A 20,116-nucleotide genomic window follows, 5' to 3' on the forward strand; every position below is an offset into this window, starting at 1 on the left:
GTTATTTCTTGGCGGTTTTTTCGGCTTCGACGATGGCCTGGTAGGCGTTGAGGATTCCGCCCGAGGCACACAAATCTTCAAAGAGGAAGAGGTCTTGCGTGGCATTGTCGTCGACGCGGATACCTTTCTCGACTTCGGCACCGCGGCGCGATGTCACGCTGCGGAGCAGAATGTCGCGTATCTGCGAGCCGGTGAGTTTGGGGAAATAGCTCTTTATCAGGGCGGCGGTACCGGCTACCGAGGCGGCTGCCAGAAATTCGCCGCTGCCGGTGCGATAGCTGTCGCCCGTGTAGGCCGAGTAGATGTCGATACCGGGAGCGAAGAGGTCGAGGCCCTCTACGCCGTAGTTGGCGTTCATCGACGGGTTGCCTGCCTTGTCCGAGGCAGCCACGGTGATGAGGTTGGTCAGCCCTTTTCCGCCGTCCATGTTGCGGTTGGGGAAGAAAGTTATCTCGGAGAGGTCGAGCGAGAGGTCATATACGGGAACGACGACCAGCACGCCTTTCTCCTCGGCATATCTCAGCATCTCGGCCACCCATTGTTTCTGCTCTTCGGGGTAGAGGGTGTTCTGTCCCGGCAAGACGATGACGTCGGCCCCGTGGTCGATGGCGTAGCGCATGGCCAGTGCCATGTCTTTGAGGTAGGGGTCGCCACCGTTGGCACATACGCGCAGGGTCATGATGCGGGCTTGGTCGGCGATGCCGTCGCTACCCAGTCCGTTGCCGCGTTTGCCTGCAATGATACCGGCTGCCATGACACCCGGTGCGGCGTCGGCGGTGAGCAGTTGGTTGTTGCCGTAGCGGTCGTCGGAGAGGTCGAGCGGGTCGTCGCCGACGATTTCGCGGCGATGGTCGTTGCTCTCGGGCTTGTTCAGCACCTCTTCATACATTTCCCGTCCGTTCTCGACGGTAGGCACCACGAAGGTGTTGTAGACGGTCTCCCACTGGTCGGTGTTGTAGAGGCTGAATGCGTAGGCCATGAGCAGGAAAGCGGCGTCGGAGAGGCTGTCTTGCGGGGCGTCCTTGTCGTAGCAGGTCTCGAAATCGCTCAGCGTGAAAGACTCTTTCTCGGGAAAGCGTTCGCGCATCTGGTCGTAGAAGCGGTCGCCGTATTCCTTGATGACGTAGGAGAACATATATCCGCCGTATGCACGGGCCAGTTTCGACTCTTCGAGCACTTGGTTGTAGTAATAGTAAAATTCACTGTCGGGGGCTTCGACTTCGACTCTGCGGCCGTCGATGATTTTATAGAATTTCCCTTGGTTGTAGATGTAGTCGGCATAGCGTTCTTTGAGCCGCATGAATTCCCGGTCGCCTTCGCCCATGGTGTACTCCATGATGCGGCCGTCTTTGCCGCCGAGGAAGTTCCACCCGTAAAGGTCGTCGACGAGACCGTTCTTGTCGTCGTCTTTCTGGTTGTCTTTCTCTTTTCGGTTTTTCCAGATGGACTGTTTCAGGTCTTCATGCTCGATGTCCATGCCGCCGCCGATGAGGGCGACGATGGGTTGTTTCTTGATTTTACGGCCTTTCAGGTAATCATACGCCTTGTTGACGGCGGCGCCAAACACCTGGTCTTCTTCGACCGAGCAGTTGTACCAGTCGAGCTCGCTTTGGCTCGATGTCGTTGCCTTTTCCTGCGCTTGGACGTGGAGACCGGCCAAGGCAAAGAGGAGTATCCATATTGTTTTTTTCATGTTCCGGTTTTAATGCGTTGTGGTTTGGGAGTATAGGGTAGTGGGTTTATTCGAGAATTTCGGGGCCTTGCGCGATGGCTTCGAGGTCGATGTGGTAGGTGTCGGCCATCAGGCGGTTCACCAGGTCGTATTTTTGCCGTATGAACGGGTATTGGTCGGCCGGGTAGCGTTGGTCAAACTCCTCCCGCGTGTAGCGCATGGCAATGTTGACGTAGTCGAGAAACGCATCTTCGCGGGTGGGTATCTCGTAGACGTATATCGTCTGGTCGAACATGAGACCGAAGATTTTGTCGACAAACCCCCGGTTGAGGTAATAGTTGGGGTCGCTCTCTTTGCCGATGCCGGTTACCAGCCCGGTTTTGAAGTCGAACCCGTCGTAAAATTCATCGGGAATCACGATGGTGCCCGCCTCCACGGCTTTGGCAAAAATCTTCTGCATGATCATGCCGCGGCGCTGGTGATAGGTCTTGGCGTCGACGGGTTTGAGTATCTGTTCGCCGCTTGTGGGGTCGGGTTCGCCTTCGAGACATACCAGCCAAAAGTCGAGCCCCTCGAAATAGTTGTTCTGTGGAACCTTGAACGTGATGGTGCCGAACGTATTGGGTATGTAAAAGTCATACACCAGATAGTAGTAGATGGGCAGTACCTTCTTGGTGATCTCGGGCGTGAGGTAGGCAAAGATGTGGTCTTTCATGAAGTCGACATACCAGCGGGCCTGCTCGTCGGTGAGGTCGCTGCCGGTGTAGGAGCCACCGCCGCCGGTCCAGCTGCGGTTGAAGTCGTCGGAGCTGAAATCTTTGTAGATGAGGTATATGCCGAATTTTTTCTGAATGTCGATGATGTCCTGATCCCACGGCTGGTTTCCTTGTGGAAATTCAAACCGCGTGGGCATGCCTTCGTTCGAGGGTATGATTGCCTCTTCCTTGTGGCAGGCGGTGAGGGAGATGACGGCCGAGAGAAAGAAAACGGGGAGGAATTTTATTTTCATATTCATGGGAATATATTTTATCGTTCGGGTGCCAGTTGGTTTTGTTCGAGGTAGGGATTCTTTTCCAGAATCGAGGGCGCCAGCGGCATGGCATACGAGAGGTCGTTGTGTTGGAGCGTGTAGCGTTTGGTAACAACCCCCTGTTTTTTCCAGTCGCGCGAGAACGACGGCATTCCGTAGCGTCGCAGGTCGAACCAGCGGTGCCCTTCGAAGCAGAGTTCGAGACGCCGTTCGAGGCGTATCCGTTCGAGCAGGGCGTCGCCCGTGAGGGTGGGGTCGATGGGCGTATAGTTCTCTTCGTTGAAACGTTTCTGCCGCAACTCCTCGATCAAGGTGCGGGCAAGTCCCTCTTCATCGTTCATCACCGCAGCCTCGGCCGCGTTGAGGTATGCCTCGGCCAGGCGGAAAGCCTGCCCGAAGGAGTTGGAGTTACCCGGCTCGTGATTGGCCTCGATTTGGTATTTCCCGAGCGGCAGGTAGATGGCGTCGTTGCGGTATTCGGTTACGATATAGTGTTTCTTGCGCAGGTCGCCGGGGGTAAAGGCGTCGAGCAGGTCGGGCGAGGCGTTGAAAAACTTCTGTGTGGAGTTGTCGCTGAGCGTGACATACAGGTTCAGGTAATAAGATATGTCGGCGATGCTGCCGTAGACCCAAACGCAGTCGGGGCTGTCCATCTTGATGAAGTTGTAGTAGGGCTGGGCGGTCGATGCTGCCGGCAAGGTGCGCAGGTCGGTGAGGGAGAAGTTCCATTCGTCGATGACCTTTTGGGCATAACGTTGAGCCTCGGTCCAGTTCTCGGTGTAGAGATATACGCGCGATTTGAGCAACTGCACCATGGGCAGGCTGGTCTTGCCGTCGGGCTGGTACTGTTTCTCGCGGGGAAGGGTCAGGTACAAATCCTCGGCATTGTCGAGGTCTTCGAATATTTGTTGGTAGACTTCGTCGACCGTGTTGCGTTCGAGAAATTTGTTTTCGAGGGCGCTGGTCAGTTTCAAGGGTACGCCGAGCGACGTCTTGTCGTAGTTGTAGGGCATACCGTAGGTGTTTACCAGCAAGAAGTAGTAGAATGCCCGCAGGGCGTAGGCTTGTGCCTTGACGTAGGCTTTCTCCTCGGCGGTTCCCGTTACGCCGTCGATATAGTCGAGGGCGGCATTGGCGCCCAGGATAAATTCGTAGGTGCTTTCCCAAATGTTTATCGGCATCATGCCCAAACCCTCCATGGTGATGAACATGGTGGGTTGCCAGCCGAAGAGGGCTTGGTATCCGCTCTCGAAACTGATGGAGTTGTCGTCGAGCGTACCTTCGGTATCGGCGCAGCAGATGTCGTCGTTGAAGATTTCGAGATAGGCGCTGATGCTGGTCGAGCCCGACGGTTTGGGATAGGCTTCGCCCAGCAGCATTTCGTTGAGGGCGTTTGCCTCTTTGGGTACGAACTCGCTTTGCGATTTGGGTTCGAGAAAATCGCCGCAGGAGAGTGCGGTAAGAGCGAGAATGGCGGTGAGGATATATTTGGTCATGAGCGGGTTGTTTGTGGTGAGGTTATGTTAAAATCCGACGTTGATGCCCAAGGAGAAAGTGCGGGGCATGACGCTGTTCTGCACTTCGGGGTCGAATCCGTTGAATCGCTTGCTGGCGATGACGAAAATGTTGTTGACGTTGGCACTGAGCATGAGATTGCTCACTCCTATCTTTTCGAGTTTACCGGGCTTGATATTCCACGAGAGCCCGATTTGCTGGCAGCGGAGGAAAGAGGCGTTTACCACCATGGCGTCCGACTCTTCCCACACATAGATGGGATATTCCGTCTCTCCGTTAGGAAGGCTTATGTAGACTTGGCTCTGTCCCGGCAGGGAGGGGATGATGGTGTGCAACTCGTCGCCCGGCTTTTTCCAACGGTTGAGGAGGTCGCGGTTCACGTTCACGTCGGGTTCGGGCATGAAGTAGCGGTTGCCAAACTGTTCATACGGCGAGAGCAGACGCTTTTTCCCGCCCAGCAGTACCGAGAAACTGGTGCTGAGGGTGAGCGACTTGTAGCGTATGCTCAGGTTGAGGCCGCCGGTAAAGAAGGGGTCGCGTTGGCCCGAGTACACGAGATAGGTCGTGGGGTCGAGCGTGCGGCTGCGCATCTCCTCGGGAACGTCGAGGAGGTTGAAGAGCGGTTGTCCCGTCTGCCCGTCGAGCCCGGCAAACGAGTATGACCAAAAGCCCCCGATGGGGTATCCCTCCTTGACGATGACATCGGTGCGGCCGTTCAGGAAGTCGGACGTCACGGCTTCGTAGTCCGACTTGCCGGCACGGTTCCAGTTTTTCGAGGCGTTCACGCTGATGCTCATGGCAAAGTCGCGGGTCTGCACCGGCGTGAAGCTGACGGTGTATTCCACCCCCTGGTTGGTGATGATACCGCCGTTCATGTTCATCTCCGAGATACCGTACTCATAGGGCAGCGACTGGGCCACGATGGCATTGGAGCGTCGGGAGTAGTATTCGAGGTTCATGTTTACCATGTGGAAGAGCTCCAGGTCGAGACCTACGTTCCAACTCGTCGTGCGTTCCCAACTGAGGTTGGGGTTGGGTATTTGGGAGATGGTCGATTGGTATTGGTTGTAGAGGTTGGCGATGGTTCCTTGGGTGAGAATGAGGTCGGGGCTGAGCCGGGTGATGGCGTTGCCCTGTATGCCGTAGGTACCGCGGAAATTGAGCACGGTCAGCCACGGCAGGTAATCTTTGATAAAGAATTCTTCCGAGGCCCGCCACGAGAAACCGAACGAGTAGGTGGGGTCGATGCGGTGGTTGGCATCTTGTCCGAAGCGGTTCGACGCGTCGTTACGGATATTGGCGTTGATTACATATCGGTCGAGGAACGAGTAGGCAAAGGTGGCGAAGACCGAGAAGAAGTTGTTGGTCTGGTTCGTTTTCCGCCATTGACCCTCGTAGATGCGTTGGAGAATACCCCACGCCTTGTCGATGCCGCCGCTTATGGGTACCAAATCGCTGAGCGGGGTGGGTTGCACCAGTTTCTCGCCCCGGTCGGGCACATAGCCGTAGACGGTGTTGGAGATGGCGTTGTTGGTGGCCGAGCGCACTTCGACGCCGATGAGGGCGTTTAAGCGGCCCGCGCGGCCGAACGATTTCGACACCTGCAACTTGTTCTGTATGTTGTAAGAGGTCTGGCGGGAGTTGTTGGTAAACAGTTCACCGCCGAAAGGCAGCATGGCGGCCTTGAATTCGGGGCTGCTGGGCAGCACCGAGTTGAAGTCATATCCGCGATAGTCCTCGGCGATGCCGAAGGTGCGTTCGGTGCGGTACGACTGGTTGTCGCTGTTGGTATTGCTGTATCCGCCGGTAAACTGATAGGTGAGCCAGTCGAGAATGCGCCATTTCAGGTCGAGCGACGCCGAGAGGTCGGTCGATTTTGAGGAGGAGCCGCTGTTGTCCCGCTCGTTCATGAAGTTGTAGCTGAGCGAGGTGACGGTGTTGTTCAGCGAGTAGGTCGCTCTCTTTTGGTAGAAAACGGGGTTGCCGGCTTCGTCATACGCGGGTATGGTGCGGTTGGCGGTTGTGGCATATTGCAGCGGGTTGACATTCTGACCGAAGCCCGTCGTCTCGCTTACGCTGCCGCTTATCGAGGCGTTGATGCTCAACTTGTCGTTGGGCGTGAAGTCGATGTTGATGCGGCCCGTCATGCGTTCGCTGTCGTTGCCGATTTCCTGACCCGACGACTTGGCATAGCTCACCGACGTGTTGTAGAAAATCTTGTTGGTGCCGCCGCGCACGCTCAGGTTGTGGTTGTGGCTGAATGCGTTGCGGGTGAGCAGGGAGAACCAGTCGGTGTTTTGGGTCTCCAAGACGGCGCGCTGTCGCAGGAACTCTTCTTGCGAGATGTCGTTTTCGAGGTACATGCGCATGAGTCCCTCGTAGGTGTAGGGTTGCTTGATGGGCACCGAGGCGTAAGACGTCCCCCAGTTGAAAGCCTCTTCGGAGAATTGTATGCGCTCTTGTGAGTTCATGTAGTTGAGGTCGTCGTAGTGGGGGCGGTTGGTAATCGAGAAGTTGGCCGAGTAGTTGATGGTGAGCCGGTCCATCTTCCCTTTCTTGGTGGTGATTTCGATGACGCCGTTCGAGGCTTTCGAACCGTAGATGGCTGTGGCCGAAGCGTCTTTCAGCACCGTGATGGTCTCGATGTCTTGCGGGTTCAGCCACGAAATCTGGTTGCCGATGATGTTTTTCAGGTCATCGGTCATGAGCGAGGCCGATTCCAGTTCGAGAGGGTCTTCCTGTATGATGCCGTCGACCACCCACAGCGGGTCTTGGTTTCCCATCAGTGTCGAGGTGCCTCGTATCTGTATTTGGGGCGAAGTGCCCACGCGGGTGCTGGTGTTGGTTACCACCATACCGGCCACACGGCCCTGCAACATCTGGTCGATGCTGGTGTAGGCCGGCATGAGAATGTCGTCGACCTTCAAGGTCGTGAAGGAGCCTACGAGGTCTTTGCGCTTGATGTTTTGGTAACCGGTAACCACTACCTCCTCCATCGAATTGGTAGTCGCGGCCAGGGTCACGTCGATGCGGGTGTTGCCGGTGTAGGTCTTCTCTTGCGCCTCCATGCCGATGAAGGAATAGAGCAGTTTCACCCCTTTTTGGTCGGGAATCAATATCGAGTATCGGCCGTCCATGCCGCTGACCGCCCCTGTTTTCGTGCCTTTCAGTTGCACGGTCGTGCCCGGCAGTACCTCGCCGGTCTCGTCTTTGATGATACCGGTGATGTAGACTTTGCGTGCGGCGGCTTTTTTCTTGATGAGGTAGGTGTTGCCCTCTTTTTCATAATAAAGGTCGGTGCCGTCGAGACACAAGTCGAGTATTTCCGAAACGGTCTTGTTCTTTACCGCGATGTTTAAGTGGTTGATTTCTCCTATGTCGTCGCTTTCGTAGGAGATGATGCAATTTGATTTTTGCTGGATATACCACGCCACGGCATCTAAGGTCGCGTCTTTTACATCGATGGAGAGCCGAGCTTCCTGGGCACTGACCTGCAAAGGTGCCAGCAAAAGTAGAAACAGAGCCACGAGGTAGCCGATGTGGAGCGATGTCGGTCGTATTCCTGTTTTCATCATAGTAATTTTGGTTTCGGGTTTCTTATTAGCACGAATAGTTCAGTTGGCTACTCGACAAAGAATCTGGTTTACAACGTCGATTGTCGCAAGACGTATAGTCTAATTCCCGGAATTACCCTCTTCCAAGGTTCTTTATGCATGGAAATGCGACAGTTTTCAATAGTTTTCTGCTTAGGTTAAGGGAGATTTCGGTTTATGTCGCCGTATTATGCTATGCAAACATAGAAAAAAGAATTTATTTTCTCTTTAATTTCATGCCCTATAATGCACGTTTTCGTAGTTAAAAAGTATTATGCGCCTTTCACAAAACCACTCTTTTCGTTGTATATTAACCACTTATCCATAATTACCACTTTATACAAAACAAAAAAAATAAAATCACATAGTAAGCAGTTTCGCAAACTTTGTATATATTTGCAACGATATAGTGCCGAAATCTTTTCTTTTTAAAATAAGATCCTTAACATTTTAAATTTCTGCGTATGAAGAAACAAAACTCCTTCAAAACATTGTTTACGCTTGTGGCTGTGGCCTTGCTTGCCTTCTCGGCACGCCCCGCACAAGCTGCCGTTACGCTCGATGACTTGGCCGGGACCTATACGTTTGTAGCCGCCGGTGTAAGTGAAAATCCCGGTAGCTTGCCTACGGAGTTCGATGTCGTTGTCAGTCTTACCGATAATGAGAACGAGGTGAAATTCAGCAACTTCGTTGCATCGGCCAACTCTTTCGTGGGAACATTTGATGCCGCTTCGCAGAAAATAACCGTGGCGTTCGGTCAGTTGCTGAACGACGATTTCGATGTTTTCTGCGGTGAGGCTTATGCCGAGACCGGCTCTCTCGAATTTACGGTGAATGCCGATGGCAGCCTCTCGACCGATGCCACATTCGGTATCAGTTCGTTCTGGGGAAGCCCGGTACTCTACACGGGTGCCACACTTACCAAGACCGTACAGGTAGATGTACCCCTGTCCGACGTGCTGGGTACCTACTCTCTGGTAGCTACCGAGGGAAATTATTTCGACATGTCGTCGTTCTTCCCCATGCCCACCGACAACCCCAAAACGACAGCCCGTTACACCGACTTCGACTTCACCATCGCAGCCGATGCCGCCAACGGTGAAAATGCCCTCACCATCACCGGCATGTGGGGTATCGATGCCGCTTTCAAGGCCACCTACAACCAGGCCGACCGCCGCATCGTTATCTCCGCTCAGACGGTAGGAAACTGGGACATCACCAGCGAGGTTTACATGTCGGTAAAATCGGCCACCGAGATTCTCTTCGACGATGCCAGTTTCACCGTTAAAGACAATACCACCAACGAAGCTATCAACATCGCGGCTGCCACGGCAACCAAGGAAGTGGCGTCTTCGGCTATTGACCAGTTGGCAGGAACCTATACGTTTGTAGCCGCCGGTGTAAGTGAAAATCCCAATAGCTTGCCTACGGAGTTCGATGTCGTTGTCAGTCTTACCGATAATGAGAACGAGGTGAAATTCAGTAACTTTGTCGCATCGGCCAACTCTTTCGTGGGAACATACGATGCCGCTTCGCAGAAAATAACCGTAGCATTCGGTCAATATCTGAACGACAACTTCGACATGCTGGGCGGTGAAGGTTACACCGAACAAGGCTCTTTCGCCTTCACGGTGAACGCCGACGGAAGCCTCTCGACCGATGCCGTATTCGGCATTGCTTCGTTCTTCGGCGATGCAATACTTTTTAGTGGAGCCACTCTTACCAAGACCGTACAGGTAGATGTACCCCTGTCCGACGTGCTGGGTACCTACTCTCTGGTAGCCACCGAAGGTTACTATTACTCTTGGTCTATGGGTTGGCCTCTGCCTACCGAAGATCCCAAGACGACAGCCCGTTACACCGACTTCGACTTCACCATTGCAGCCGATGCCGCCAACGGTGAAAATGCCCTCACCATCACCGGCATGTGGGGTATAGCCGATGCCGCTTTCAAGGCCACCTACAACCAGGCCGACCGCCGCATCGTTATCTCCGCTCAGACGGTAGGAACCTGGGAACTCACCAGCGAGGTTTACATGTCGGTAAAATCGGCCACCGAGATTCTCTTCGACGATGCCAGCTTTACCGTTAAGGACAACGTTGCCAACGAGTCGATCAACATCACGGCTGCCACCGCAACCAAGAAAGATGCCGGTAGCGCAGTAATCAACGAAAGTGCCGACAACACCTCGGCTCTCATCTACGCTCAGAACGGCGTACTCTATGTAAAGGCTGCTCAAACGGTAAAAGTAGAAGTTTACAGCCTCAGTGGCGCACTCATGAGCCAAGGAACCTCCGACACCGCCATCACGCTGCCCCGCGGCATGTATCTTGTAAAAGCCGGTAACCAGGTACAACGTGTTATCCTCTAATCGGGACGTTCACACGATTCCTTTATAGGAACGAAATATCTCCGCCGCCGCAGGATTCTGCGGCGGCGGTTTTTATAACCGGCCTGTCCGATAATGCCATCACGAAAAACGATAGCGCACAAAACATGACACCATAAATCGAAGGAGCAGAATATTGCAAAGAGTGATATAATGAAAAGAATCTTGCCGCAAAGGTTTGGAGCAGTAAAAACAAGAGAGCCACGCAGAATATTCTGCGTGGCTCTCTGTACTCGAAGCGGGACTCGAACCCGCACAGCCGCAATGGCCAAAGGATTTTAAGTCCTTCGTGTCTACCATTCCACCATTCGAGCTTCCTTGCGGAAATCGGTTTGTGTTCCGGCCCGGAAATCCTGGGGTCGCAGCAGCCGGCTTTTGTCGTGCCCATTGCGGCCTTGGGGGCTTTCCGTCGGCAAAGATAGTGCTTATTCGTGAAAAAACAATATGGCTCTTTTGAGATTTTTTGCGTTGCGCGGCTTTGAATACGATGGTGCCCTCCGGCTTTGCCGGTGAGGAGGTGTGTTTGTGTGGCCCGACCGCCCCTTTGTCTTGGGTGTAGGACTCAAACACGGAATGTCTTTTGACGTTTTTTGATATTGGTTTGAGGGACCGTTTCTATCCCGAAAGTTGGCGTTTGCCGGTCGTCTTTATTGATATTCAGCTCTCTGGCGGAGGCGTCCAAGGCTGATGGAGAACGGCTCTTCTTGTTTGTTGAGGCTCATTCCCCGTTTGTTTGGTCGGGCTGATAATTTTTTCGTGCTAAAAATTTGAAACTATTAAGTGTGCGATTTAATTTTGTAATTAAATCGATTGATTAATTTATTGTCAGATAATGAAAAACGAAGAAACAAATACCGGGCAGGCCATACTCAAAGCCGCTGAGGAGCTTTTTCTCGAACAAGGATTTGAGCAGACTACGACCAAGCAGATTGCGCAACGTGCCGGGTGCAACCAGGCTCTGCTGCATTATTATTACCGCACCAAGGACAACCTTTTCGTGCAAATCTTCGAAGAGAAGGTAAAGTTTATTGCGACCCATTTTCTCGACATCAATTTGACGGCACAAACGCTCGAAGAGAGAATCTCCCAGATGGTTGAGGTGCATTTCGAGCTCTTTCGCAAAAATCCCCGTTTGGTCCCGTTCCTGCTGAAAGAGGTGCTCTCCGACCCGGTGCGCGTCGCTCCGATACTCGACAAGATAAAGCAATATATGGTGAAGATTTTCGGTATAATCGACGAGGCGTTGCATGAGGAGATCGAGAAGGGCGCCGCGCGGCCTGTCTCGACGTTGAATGTGATTTTGACGCTGGTCTCACTCGACATGGCTCCTTTTATTATTGCCCCGGTGTTGCAGCGTGTGCTCGACCTCACCGACGAACAACTCGACGAACAGCTCGACAAGCGAAAACCGGAGGTGGTAGAAATCTTGTTGCGTCAGATTCGGAAATCACCTTTTGAGCCTGTGTGAGAGGTGCCGTTGCCTTGCCCTCAAAAATCGAATGAAAAACAACCTAATAAACCTATCATAACCTATCATATGGACACGAAAAAAATTCTTGTCGTCTTTGTCTCGTTCTGTTTGGGATTGCCGTGCGCGGGACAAATCACGATAGAAGAGTGCTATCGAAAGGCCCAGGCCAATTATCCCCTTATCAAGCAGTATGACCTTATAGAGAAAAGCCGTGAGTATAACCTCGCGAATGCCTCCAAGGGATATGTGCCGCAGGTTTCGTTTTCGGCCAAAGCCTCGTATCAATCCGACGTCACCCGGTTGCCGTTTGACTTTTCGAGTTTGGGTATTTCGGGGGTCGACATACCCACGTTGAGCCGCGACCAGTATGGGGCGACTATCGATGTGACCCAAACGGTGTGGGACGGTGGAACCATACGTTCGCGCAAAGAAGAGATACGCACGTCGGCCGAAGTTGAAAAGAAAAACACCGACGTGGCGCTGTATCAAATACGCGCACGGGTCAATCAGCTTTTCTTTGGCATATTGCTTTCCGATGCCCAGATACGCCAAAACACGTTGTACCAGGAGGAGCTCGAACGCAATCTCCGACAGGTGGAGTCGTATGTCGCCAATGGCGTCGGTAACCAGGCCGACCTCGATGCCGTGAAAATCAGCCGCCTCAAAGCGCAGCAGAGCCGCATACAGTATGAGACGACGCGGCGGGCCTATGTCGAGATGCTGGCCCGGCTCATCGGGGAGGAGATTGCCCCCGATGCCGAGTTTGTGAAACCGATGCCTTCGCCTTCGCCGGCCGAGCGGATAAACCGGCCCGAACTGTTGCTCTATGATTCACAGATAGCCAATCTGCAAGCACAAGACAAGTCGGTTGTCTCGGGCTTGATGCCGAAACTCGGTCTCTTTTTTACCGGCGGGTACGGCAAGCCCGGACTGAATATGCTCGAAGATGAGTTTGCCGCCTATTATGTGGCCGGCCTCAAACTCTCGTGGAACCTGGGAGGTTTCTATACCCGGCGCACCAGTAAGCGGCAGTTGCGAGAGGGTATTCGCGGCGTGGAGTTGCAGCGCGAGACCTTCCTCTTCAATCTCGACATCGACCGGGCACAGAAAAACAACGAAATCACCCGTTATGTCGAGCAGTTGCGTTACGACGATGAGATAGTCGCGTTGCGCACGGCCGTAAAAGAGGCTTCGGCGGCCAAGATGGCCAACGGCACGCTCTCGGGCACCGACTTTATGCGCGACGTCAATGCCCAGCAAATGGCCGAACAGGAGAAGATTTTTCACGAAATCGAGTTGCTCCTCTCTATTTATGACCTGAAATATATTACCAACAACTAATAAATGCGATGTTATGAATACAACAGGAATCAAGAAAATCGCCCTCCCGGCAGCCCTGTCACTATTGCTTTTCTCTTCTTGCCGCAACAACGATGGCGAATACGACGCATCGGGGGTCTTCGAGGCGACCGAGGTGGTTGTTTCGGCGCAGGGAGCCGGTGAAATCGTCGAGCTCAACATCGAAGAGGGGCAGGAGGTGACGGCCGGATTTCTCCTGGGGCACATCGATACGGTGCAACTCCATCTCAGAAAAGAACAGTTGCAGGCCAATCGTCTCGCGGTCGCGAGCCGCCGTTATGATATTCCCCGCCAGGTGGCTTCGCTGCAACAGCAGATAGAGACGCAGAAGCGCGAGCAACTTCGCTTCGAAAATCTCGTGAAGTCGAACGCTGCCAACCAAAAGCAGCTCGACGACATCAATGCCCAAATTGCCTTGCTCGAAAAGCAGCTCTCGGCACAAATCGAGTCGCTCGAAAACAATAACCGCAGCGTGGCCGGAGAGTTGCTCGGACTCTCGGCGCAGATTGCGCAAATCGAAGACCAGATTGCCAAAAACCGCATTTCGAGCCCCATCACCGGGACGATTCTCACCAAGTATGCCGAGCCCGGCGAGTTGGCCACGCAGGGGCGTTCGCTCTTCAAGGTGGCCGACATCGAGCATCTTTTTTTGCGGGCCTATGTGACGGCCGGCCAGTTGACGGTGATGAAGATAGGTCAGCCTGTGCGGGTTTTTGCCGATGAAGGGGAATCGGGCCGCCGCGAGTATGCCGGTACCGTGACCTGGATTTCGGACAAGGCCGAGTTTACCCCCAAGACCATTCAGACGCGTGACGAACGTGCCAACCTGGTATATGCCGTGAAAATCGCCGTGAAAAACGACGGCTATATCAAACGCGGCATGTATGGAGAGATAAAAATAGCAAAGAAGTAGGCTTATGGTAAAACCGAGTATGAGCGACAAGGTCTGTCGCATTTGGCAGCTCCTGCTCGACGAGCGGCGCATGAGTGTGCAGGGAATTGCCGCGCAGACCTGTTATGAGGTCGACCATGTGTCGCTCTCCCTCGGTTGGCACATGCGAGACAAACTTGTCGTCGTGTACCATGGCGGCGGTGTGCTCCTGGCCGAACTGGTAACGCCCACGAGAGAAAACGAATAACCCAGACGATAACCCATGTATAGTGTTTCGGTGCAACATCTCAGTAAGTCCTATGGCCGGGTGCAGGCGTTGAACGATGTCTCTTTCGATGTCCTGCCCGGTGAAATCTACGGCATCATAGGCCCCGACGGAGCGGGGAAGACCTCGCTTTTCCGCATTCTCACCACGCTGCTTCTGCCCGATGCCGGGACGGCTACCGTTACCGGTCTCGACGTGGTGAAAGATTACCGGCAGATACGCAACCGCATCGGTTACATGCCGGGGCGTTTCTCGCTCTATCAAGACTTGTCGGTCGAAGAGAACCTCTCCTTTTTTGCCACCGTGTTCAACACGACCATCCAGGAGAACTACCATCTCGTTGCCGACATTTACCGGCAAATCGAACCGTTCAAGCATCGCAAGGCAGGAAACCTTTCGGGCGGCATGAAACAGAAACTGGCTCTGAGCTGTGCCCTCATACACAAGCCCACGGTGCTTTTTCTCGACGAGCCTACTACGGGAGTCGACCCTGTATCCCGCAAAGAGTTCTGGGAGATGCTCATGAAGCTCAAAAAACAGGGGCTGACCATTCTGGTGTCGACGCCTTACATGGACGAGGCATCGCTTTGCGACCGTATCGCCCTCATTCAAAACGGACGTTTTCTCCAAATCGACACCCCGGCCCATATCGTGGCGCGTTATCCCAAGGCGCTCTTTGCCGTGCAGTCGGCCCGCATGCACCAGTTGCTGGACGATTTGCGCACCTACCCCGGCATCGACTCGGCATTCTCTTTCGGGGCCACCTGTCATGCTTCCTTCGACGACCGTTCGGCCGTAGAAGGTCTCTCGGCCCATCTGGTATCGAAAGGACACACCGCGGTCGAAATTGCCGAGATAAAACCTTCGGTCGAAGATTGTTTCATGTTGTTGTCAAAAGTCGCGAAAGATGGAAAATAATATTGTTATACGCACCGACGAGCTCACCAAGATGTTTGGCGATTTCACGGCCGTCGACCACATCACGTTCGATGTGAAGCGGGGCGAGATATTCGGCTTTCTCGGGGCCAACGGCGCCGGTAAGACGACGGCCATGCGCATGTTGTGCGGCCTGAGCCGCCCCACGTCGGGCTCGGGCAGCGTGGCCGGCTTCGACATTGCCCGGCAATCCGAAGAGGTGAAGAAGAACATCGGATACATGAGCCAGAAATTCTCGCTCTATGAAGACCTCAAAGTGTGGGAAAATCTGCGCCTTTTTGGCGGTATTTACGGCATGAGTACCCGGAAAATCGCGTCCGAGACCGATCGCATCTTGCACGAATTGGGTTTCGAGAGCGAGCGCGATGTGCTGGTGAAGTCGTTGCCGTTGGGGTGGAAACAGAAACTCTCGTTTTCGGTATCGATTTTCCACGAGCCGAAAGTTGTTTTTCTCGACGAGCCTACCGGCGGAGTCGACCCGGTTACCCGGCGGCAGTTTTGGGAACTCATCTATCAGGCGGCCGAGCGGGGCATTACGGTATTTGTCACCACCCACTATATGGACGAGGCCGAGTATTGCGACCGGGTGTCGATTATGGTCGACGGAAAAATAAAGGCGCTCGACTCGCCGGCCAATCTGCGGCATCAGTTCGGCGCGGAATCGATGGACGAGGTGTTCCGCCGCCTCGCCAGGGAAGCAACACGGAAAGGAGATTGACATGAAACAGTTCATATCGTTTGTAAGGAAAGAATTCTATCACATCTTCCGCGACAAGCGCACGATGCTGATATTGCTCGGGTTGCCGGTCGTGCAGATTCTGCTGTTCGGTTTTGCCCTCACCAACGAGGTCAAAGATGTGCAGGTGGCCGTTTATGACCCGTCGAAAGATGTGGTGACTCGCCAGATTGTCGAGAAGTTTCGCACCAGTCCCTATTTTGTGCTCGACGACGAACTTGCCGAAGTCGATGACATCAATGAGGTCTTCAAGTATGGTCGCATCAGTCTGGTTATCGTGTTCAATGAAAATTTTGCCGAGAATCTCCTGCACACCGGCGAAGCCTCGGTGCAGCTTGTCACCGATGGTACCGAGCCCAACCAGGCGTCGATGATTACGGCCTATGCTTCGAACATATTGGCCCTTTATCAGCAGTCGCTTGCCGAGCAGGGCAGCCTCCCGTTCCGCATCATGCCCGAGATAAAGATGCTCTTCAACCCCCAGTCCGAGAGTGCCTACAACTTTGTACCCGGGGTGATGGGGATGATACTCATGCTCATTTGTGCCATGATGACCTCCATCGCCATCGTGCGCGAGAAGGAGACGGGCACCATGGAGGTGCTGCTGGCTTCTCCCATGAAGCCTGTCTACATAATCCTGGCCAAGTCGGTACCCTATTTCGTATTGTCGATTCTCGATTTGCTGATGATACTTTTGCTCTCGGTTTATGTGTTGCATGTGCCCGTGGCCGGAAACCTCTTCTTGCTCATGTTTATTTCGTTGGTGTTCATCTTTTTGGCTCTGTCTTTGGGTCTGCTCATCTCTACGATGGTCGACACGCAGATGGCTGCCATTCTTGCCTCGGGCATGGGGCTGCTGATGCCTACGATGATACTCTCGGGCATGGTGTTCCCCATCGAGAGCATGCCCGCTGTGTTGCAATGGATTTCGGCCGCCGTACCGGCGCGCTGGTATATCGAGGCCATAAAGAAAATCATGATACAGGGCGTCGGCATGGAGTTTGTGCTCCGTGAGTTGGGCGTGTTGCTGCTCATGACCGGATTCCTGTTGGCGTTGAGTCTCAAAAAGTTTAAAACCCGATTAAGTTAAAGACAGCCATGTTGAAGTTCCTCATCGAAAAGGAGTTCAAGCAAATCGCTCGCAACTCCTTCATACCGCGATTCATACTCATGATGCCGCTGATGGTGATGCTTGTCTTTCCCTGGGCGGCCGACCAGGAGATAAAGAATGTGAAATTGAGCGTTATCGATAATGACCACACGACAACGTCGGCGCGGCTGGTCGAGAAGGTGGTTTCGTCGGGCTACTTCCGTCTCTCCGACGTTTCTGCTTCGGACAAGGAGGCGATGCACAGCATCGAGTCGGGAGAGGCCGATCTCATTCTCGAAATTCCGGTCGACTTCGAGAAGTCGATGGTCAAGGGCGAAACCGGTGCCGTTTCGATTCGGGCCAATGCCGTCAATGGCACCAAGGGAATGTTGGGTGCCTCATACATGTCGTCGATACTGAACGACTATGCCTCCGACCTGCGGGTCGAATATGTCGGCGAGATGGCGGCATTCGGGGCCATACCCGCTTTTGACGTAGAGCCCCGATACCGCTTCAATCCACACCTCGACTACAAAGTGTTTATGGTTCCGGCCCTCATGGTCATGTTGCTTACGATGTTGGCCGGCTTCCTGCCTTCGCTCAATATCGTGGGAGAGAAGGAGGCCGGCACCATTGAGCAGATCAATGTTACACCGGTGAAGAAATCTTATTTTGTCCTGGCCAAGCTCATACCTTACTGGGTTATCGGCTTTTTGGTATTGGCCCTTTGCATGATTTTGGCGGCACTCGTCTACGGTATCTATCCCGAGGGAAGCCTCTTCACGATATTTCTCTTTGCAAGTGTCTATGTATTGGTGGTCTCGGGTTTCGGGCTGGTCATCTCCAACTATTCCGATACCATACAGCAGTCGATGTTTGTGATGTTTTTCTTCATCATGATTTTTATTCTGATGAGCGGACTCTTTACACCCGTGTCGAGTATGCCCGGTTGGGCACAGGCCATAACGGTGCTTAACCCTCTGAAATATTTCATGCAGGTGATGCGGCTGGTTTACCTCAAAGGCAGTGCGTTTATGGAGCTTATTCCGCAATTCATGGCCTTGTGCAGTTTCGCTTTGGTGTTGAGCCTTTGGGCGGTTTTCAGTTATAAGAAGAATGCCTGAGCAACCATCTCCGTGGTCTCACGGCGGCGGTTCTGTTTAAGGGGAAATCGTTGCATTACGGGGCTTGATGGGGAGGTGCCGAACGTTGGGAAAAATCACCTGACAGGTCTGCAAATGACTAGGTCCGTGACAAATCTTGATTTGTCACGGACCTTGGGTGTTTTATGTCGTGGGGGGAATCTCTTACCGGGTAATGAGGTAGCCGGTCGAGGTGTAGGTCACCTGATAGGAGGTGAGCCCGTATTTCTTCTCTTGGGCGCGGCCCGAGAGGGGTTGCCCGTAGCCGTTGAACACGTCGTAGGTCGAGCCGCAGGCGTTGCACACGGCCACACCGGCCTCTTCGTCGATGGTTACCTGCACGTTGCTTTTGCACTCGACGGGGCAGGCCATGTCGTAGGCGAGAAGTTGGTTGTTGAGCCCGCAGATGAGCAACACGCCGCCGAAACCCGAATAGCTGTTGGCTGCCCAGGAGTATCCCTTGGGCAGGGTATTCTTGACAAAGGTCTGCCACTCCATGTATCCATGGACACCGTAGACGCTCCATTGTGCCGAGTATATCTCGATGTGCACGGGGCGGGCGGGCAGGCGTTGGTCGTCGTAGTTGTCGCACCCGGTGAGAAGGTACGAAGCGGCGAGCAGGCAACAGCCGAGCAGATGGCGGAAAGGAACGTGGCGTGACATGGTGCGGAGGTTTTTACCGGCGACCCAGCAGGGCGTCGAATGCGGTTCGGGTCTTCCCGAAGTCGAAGTCCTGCACGACCTGTTTTTCGAGGGCGGTAATCTGCTCGTTGCACAAGTTGCCGATGCTGCCTTCGTGGGTGTGGTGCAGGTTCTTGTCGGGGGTGAAGTCTCCGGCCTCGATGCGCAGGCCCACCTGCTTGTAGGCGTCGCGGAAGGGGGTGCCTTCGAGTGTGAGACGGTTTACCTCTTCGACGCTGAAAATGGGGTCATAGCGCTTGTCGTCGAGAATGTGGTCGTTGACGGTGATGCGGCTCATCATCTGCTCGACCATGCGCAGGCAGTCTTTCAGCTCGTCGAACGAGGGGAGGAACACCTCCTTGATGATTTGCAGGTCGCGGAAGTATCCCGACGGCAGGTTGTTGGCAATGAGGGTGATTTGGTAGGGCAGTGCCTGTATCTTGTTGCATTTGGCGCGGGTGAGCTCGAATACGTCGGGGTTTTTCTTGTGGGGCATGATGCTCGACCCGGTGGTGTAGGCGTCGGGCAGCTTGATGAAGCCGAAGTTTTGCGAGTTGAACAGGCAGGCGTCGAAAGCCAGTTTGGCGAGGGTGGCGGCGATGGAGGCGAGGGCCGAGGCCACGATGCGTTCGGTTTTCCCGCGACCCATTTGGGCGTAGACGACGTTGTAGTTCATCGAGTCGAAGCCCAGCAGCTGTGTGGTGAGGCTGCGGTTGAGGGGGAACGACGAGCCGTAGCCGGCTGCCGAGCCCAGCGGGTTGCGGTTGCTCACCTTATAAGCGGCCAGCAACACGGTAAGGTCGTCGACGAGGCTCTCGGCATAGGCGCCGAACCACAGCCCGAACGAGGAGGGCATGGCTACTTGCAGGTGGGTGTAGCCCGGCATGAGCACCTCTTTGTATTTCTCGCTTTGGGCGATGAGGGTCGTGAAGAGGTGGTCGGTGAGCTCCACGATTTGTTGCAGTTCCGACCGGATAAAAAGTTTCAGGTCGACCAGCACCTGGTCGTTGCGGCTGCGTCCGCTGTGTATCTTCTTGCCGATGTCGCCCAATTTGCGGGTGAGCATGAGCTCGACTTGCGAATGAACGTCTTCAATGCCCTCTTCGATGGCAAACTCTCCGGCTTCGGCAACGGCATAGATGCGGCGCAGCTCGGCGGTGAGGGTGTCGAGCTCGTCGCGGGTGAGGAGCCCTATGCTTTCGAGCATGATGATGTGGGCGATGGAGCCGAGTATGTCGTAGGGGGCGAGGTAGAGATCCATTTCACGGTCTCTTCCCACGGTGAAGCGGTCGATGCCGGCATCGACTTGCACGTTTTTTTCCCAAAGTTTCTGTGCCATTGAGC

At 54.1% G+C, this 20,116-nt stretch carries 15 protein-coding genes and 1 tRNA gene; 9 read left to right on the forward strand and 7 right to left on the reverse strand.

Going from position 1 to position 20,116, the window contains the following annotated elements; genetic code table 11:
- Position 1: 1 nt before the first annotated feature.
- The 4 genes from IAD09_08005 to IAD09_08020 are packed head-to-tail and all read right to left on the reverse strand — an operon-like array spanning position 2 to position 7,789.
- Positions 2-1,693, reverse strand: coding sequence for a S8 family serine peptidase (locus IAD09_08005; GenBank protein HIT82162.1), 1,692 nt, complete (start codon positions 1,691-1,693; stop codon positions 2-4).
- A gap of 46 nt (positions 1,694-1,739) precedes the next feature.
- Complete coding sequence (locus tag IAD09_08010; GenBank protein ID HIT82163.1) at positions 1,740-2,687, reverse strand: hypothetical protein; 948 nt, start codon at positions 2,685-2,687, stop codon at positions 1,740-1,742.
- Between the two features lie 11 nt (positions 2,688-2,698).
- Positions 2,699-4,198 carry a RagB/SusD family nutrient uptake outer membrane protein gene (locus IAD09_08015; GenBank protein HIT82164.1) on the reverse strand — a complete coding sequence of 500 codons (1,500 nt, stop codon included), beginning with the start codon at positions 4,196-4,198 and terminating at the stop codon, positions 2,699-2,701.
- A 27-nt stretch (positions 4,199-4,225) separates the two neighbouring features.
- Positions 4,226-7,789: a SusC/RagA family TonB-linked outer membrane protein gene (locus IAD09_08020; protein HIT82165.1), complete on the reverse strand. Its 3,564-nt coding sequence runs from the start codon at positions 7,787-7,789 to the stop codon at positions 4,226-4,228.
- 485 nt (positions 7,790-8,274) lie between these two features.
- On the opposite strand from IAD09_08020, the gene IAD09_08025 reads away from it, so the two are divergent.
- The gene (locus IAD09_08025; GenBank protein HIT82166.1) at positions 8,275-10,182 is read left to right on the forward strand and encodes a T9SS type A sorting domain-containing protein; all 1,908 of its coding nucleotides are present in this window, start codon (positions 8,275-8,277) and stop codon (positions 10,180-10,182) included.
- 248 nt (positions 10,183-10,430) lie between these two features.
- Here the strand turns inward: IAD09_08025 and IAD09_08030 are convergent.
- Positions 10,431-10,514 (reverse strand) — tRNA-Leu (locus tag IAD09_08030).
- Between the two features lie 518 nt (positions 10,515-11,032).
- Here IAD09_08030 and IAD09_08035 point away from each other — a divergent pair.
- The 8 genes from IAD09_08035 to IAD09_08070 all read left to right on the forward strand — a co-directional run bounded on the left by IAD09_08035 (position 11,033) and on the right by IAD09_08070 (position 18,073).
- On the forward strand, positions 11,033-11,668 hold the full coding sequence (locus tag IAD09_08035) for a TetR/AcrR family transcriptional regulator (GenBank protein ID HIT82167.1): 636 nt from the start codon (positions 11,033-11,035) through the stop codon (positions 11,666-11,668).
- Between the two features lie 69 nt (positions 11,669-11,737).
- Positions 11,738-13,012, forward strand: coding sequence for a TolC family protein (locus IAD09_08040; GenBank protein ID HIT82168.1), 1,275 nt, complete (start codon positions 11,738-11,740; stop codon positions 13,010-13,012).
- Positions 13,013-13,025: 13 nt separating this feature from the next.
- The gene (locus tag IAD09_08045; GenBank protein HIT82169.1) at positions 13,026-13,943 is read left to right on the forward strand and encodes an HlyD family efflux transporter periplasmic adaptor subunit; all 918 of its coding nucleotides are present in this window, start codon (positions 13,026-13,028) and stop codon (positions 13,941-13,943) included.
- 4 nt (positions 13,944-13,947) lie between these two features.
- Positions 13,948-14,169 (forward strand): hypothetical protein, encoded by a 222-nt coding sequence (locus tag IAD09_08050; protein HIT82170.1) that lies wholly within the window; start codon positions 13,948-13,950, stop codon positions 14,167-14,169.
- A 15-nt stretch (positions 14,170-14,184) separates the two neighbouring features.
- Positions 14,185-15,105, forward strand: coding sequence for an ABC transporter ATP-binding protein (locus tag IAD09_08055; protein ID HIT82171.1), 921 nt, complete (start codon positions 14,185-14,187; stop codon positions 15,103-15,105).
- On the forward strand, positions 15,095-15,841 hold the full coding sequence (locus IAD09_08060; protein ID HIT82172.1) for an ABC transporter ATP-binding protein: 747 nt from the start codon (positions 15,095-15,097) through the stop codon (positions 15,839-15,841). The genes IAD09_08055 and IAD09_08060 overlap by 11 nt, the downstream gene beginning before the upstream one ends.
- A gap of 1 nt (position 15,842) precedes the next feature.
- On the forward strand, positions 15,843-16,949 hold the full coding sequence (locus IAD09_08065; GenBank protein HIT82173.1) for an ABC transporter permease: 1,107 nt from the start codon (positions 15,843-15,845) through the stop codon (positions 16,947-16,949).
- Between the two features lie 8 nt (positions 16,950-16,957).
- Positions 16,958-18,073, forward strand: a complete 1,116-nt coding sequence (locus tag IAD09_08070; GenBank protein HIT82174.1) for an ABC transporter permease — start codon at positions 16,958-16,960, stop codon at positions 18,071-18,073.
- 183 nt (positions 18,074-18,256) lie between these two features.
- Here the strand turns inward: IAD09_08070 and IAD09_08075 are convergent, their stop codons facing one another.
- Complete coding sequence (locus IAD09_08075) at positions 18,257-18,754, reverse strand: hypothetical protein (GenBank protein HIT82175.1); 498 nt, start codon at positions 18,752-18,754, stop codon at positions 18,257-18,259.
- Positions 18,755-18,767: 13 nt separating this feature from the next.
- Positions 18,768-20,111 carry an argininosuccinate lyase gene (argH, locus tag IAD09_08080; GenBank protein HIT82176.1) on the reverse strand — a complete coding sequence of 448 codons (1,344 nt, stop codon included), beginning with the start codon at positions 20,109-20,111 and terminating at the stop codon, positions 18,768-18,770.
- Between the last annotated feature and the right edge of the window lie 5 nt (positions 20,112-20,116).

The sequence above is a fragment of the Candidatus Caccoplasma merdavium genome (assembly GCA_018715595.1).
In the GTDB taxonomy this organism is placed as follows: domain Bacteria; phylum Bacteroidota; class Bacteroidia; order Bacteroidales; family UBA11471; genus Caccoplasma; species Caccoplasma merdavium.

Coding starts and splice junctions, on each gene's coding strand:
- IAD09_08005 (HIT82162.1), bottom strand. CDS start 1,693: ATGAAAAAAACAATATGGATACTCCTCTTTGCCTTGGCCGGTCTCCAC.
- IAD09_08010 (HIT82163.1), bottom strand. CDS start 2,687: ATGAATATGAAAATAAAATTCCTCCCCGTTTTCTTTCTCTCGGCCGTC.
- IAD09_08015 (HIT82164.1), bottom strand. CDS start 4,198: ATGACCAAATATATCCTCACCGCCATTCTCGCTCTTACCGCACTCTCC.
- IAD09_08020 (HIT82165.1), bottom strand. CDS start 7,789: ATGAAAACAGGAATACGACCGACATCGCTCCACATCGGCTACCTCGTG.
- IAD09_08025 (HIT82166.1), top strand. CDS start 8,275: ATGAAGAAACAAAACTCCTTCAAAACATTGTTTACGCTTGTGGCTGTG.
- IAD09_08035 (HIT82167.1), top strand. CDS start 11,033: ATGAAAAACGAAGAAACAAATACCGGGCAGGCCATACTCAAAGCCGCT.
- IAD09_08040 (HIT82168.1), top strand. CDS start 11,738: ATGGACACGAAAAAAATTCTTGTCGTCTTTGTCTCGTTCTGTTTGGGA.
- IAD09_08045 (HIT82169.1), top strand. CDS start 13,026: ATGAATACAACAGGAATCAAGAAAATCGCCCTCCCGGCAGCCCTGTCA.
- IAD09_08050 (HIT82170.1), top strand. CDS start 13,948: ATGGTAAAACCGAGTATGAGCGACAAGGTCTGTCGCATTTGGCAGCTC.
- IAD09_08055 (HIT82171.1), top strand. CDS start 14,185: ATGTATAGTGTTTCGGTGCAACATCTCAGTAAGTCCTATGGCCGGGTG.
- IAD09_08060 (HIT82172.1), top strand. CDS start 15,095: ATGGAAAATAATATTGTTATACGCACCGACGAGCTCACCAAGATGTTT.
- IAD09_08065 (HIT82173.1), top strand. CDS start 15,843: ATGAAACAGTTCATATCGTTTGTAAGGAAAGAATTCTATCACATCTTC.
- IAD09_08070 (HIT82174.1), top strand. CDS start 16,958: ATGTTGAAGTTCCTCATCGAAAAGGAGTTCAAGCAAATCGCTCGCAAC.
- IAD09_08075 (HIT82175.1), bottom strand. CDS start 18,754: ATGTCACGCCACGTTCCTTTCCGCCATCTGCTCGGCTGTTGCCTGCTC.
- argH (HIT82176.1), bottom strand. CDS start 20,111: ATGGCACAGAAACTTTGGGAAAAAAACGTGCAAGTCGATGCCGGCATC.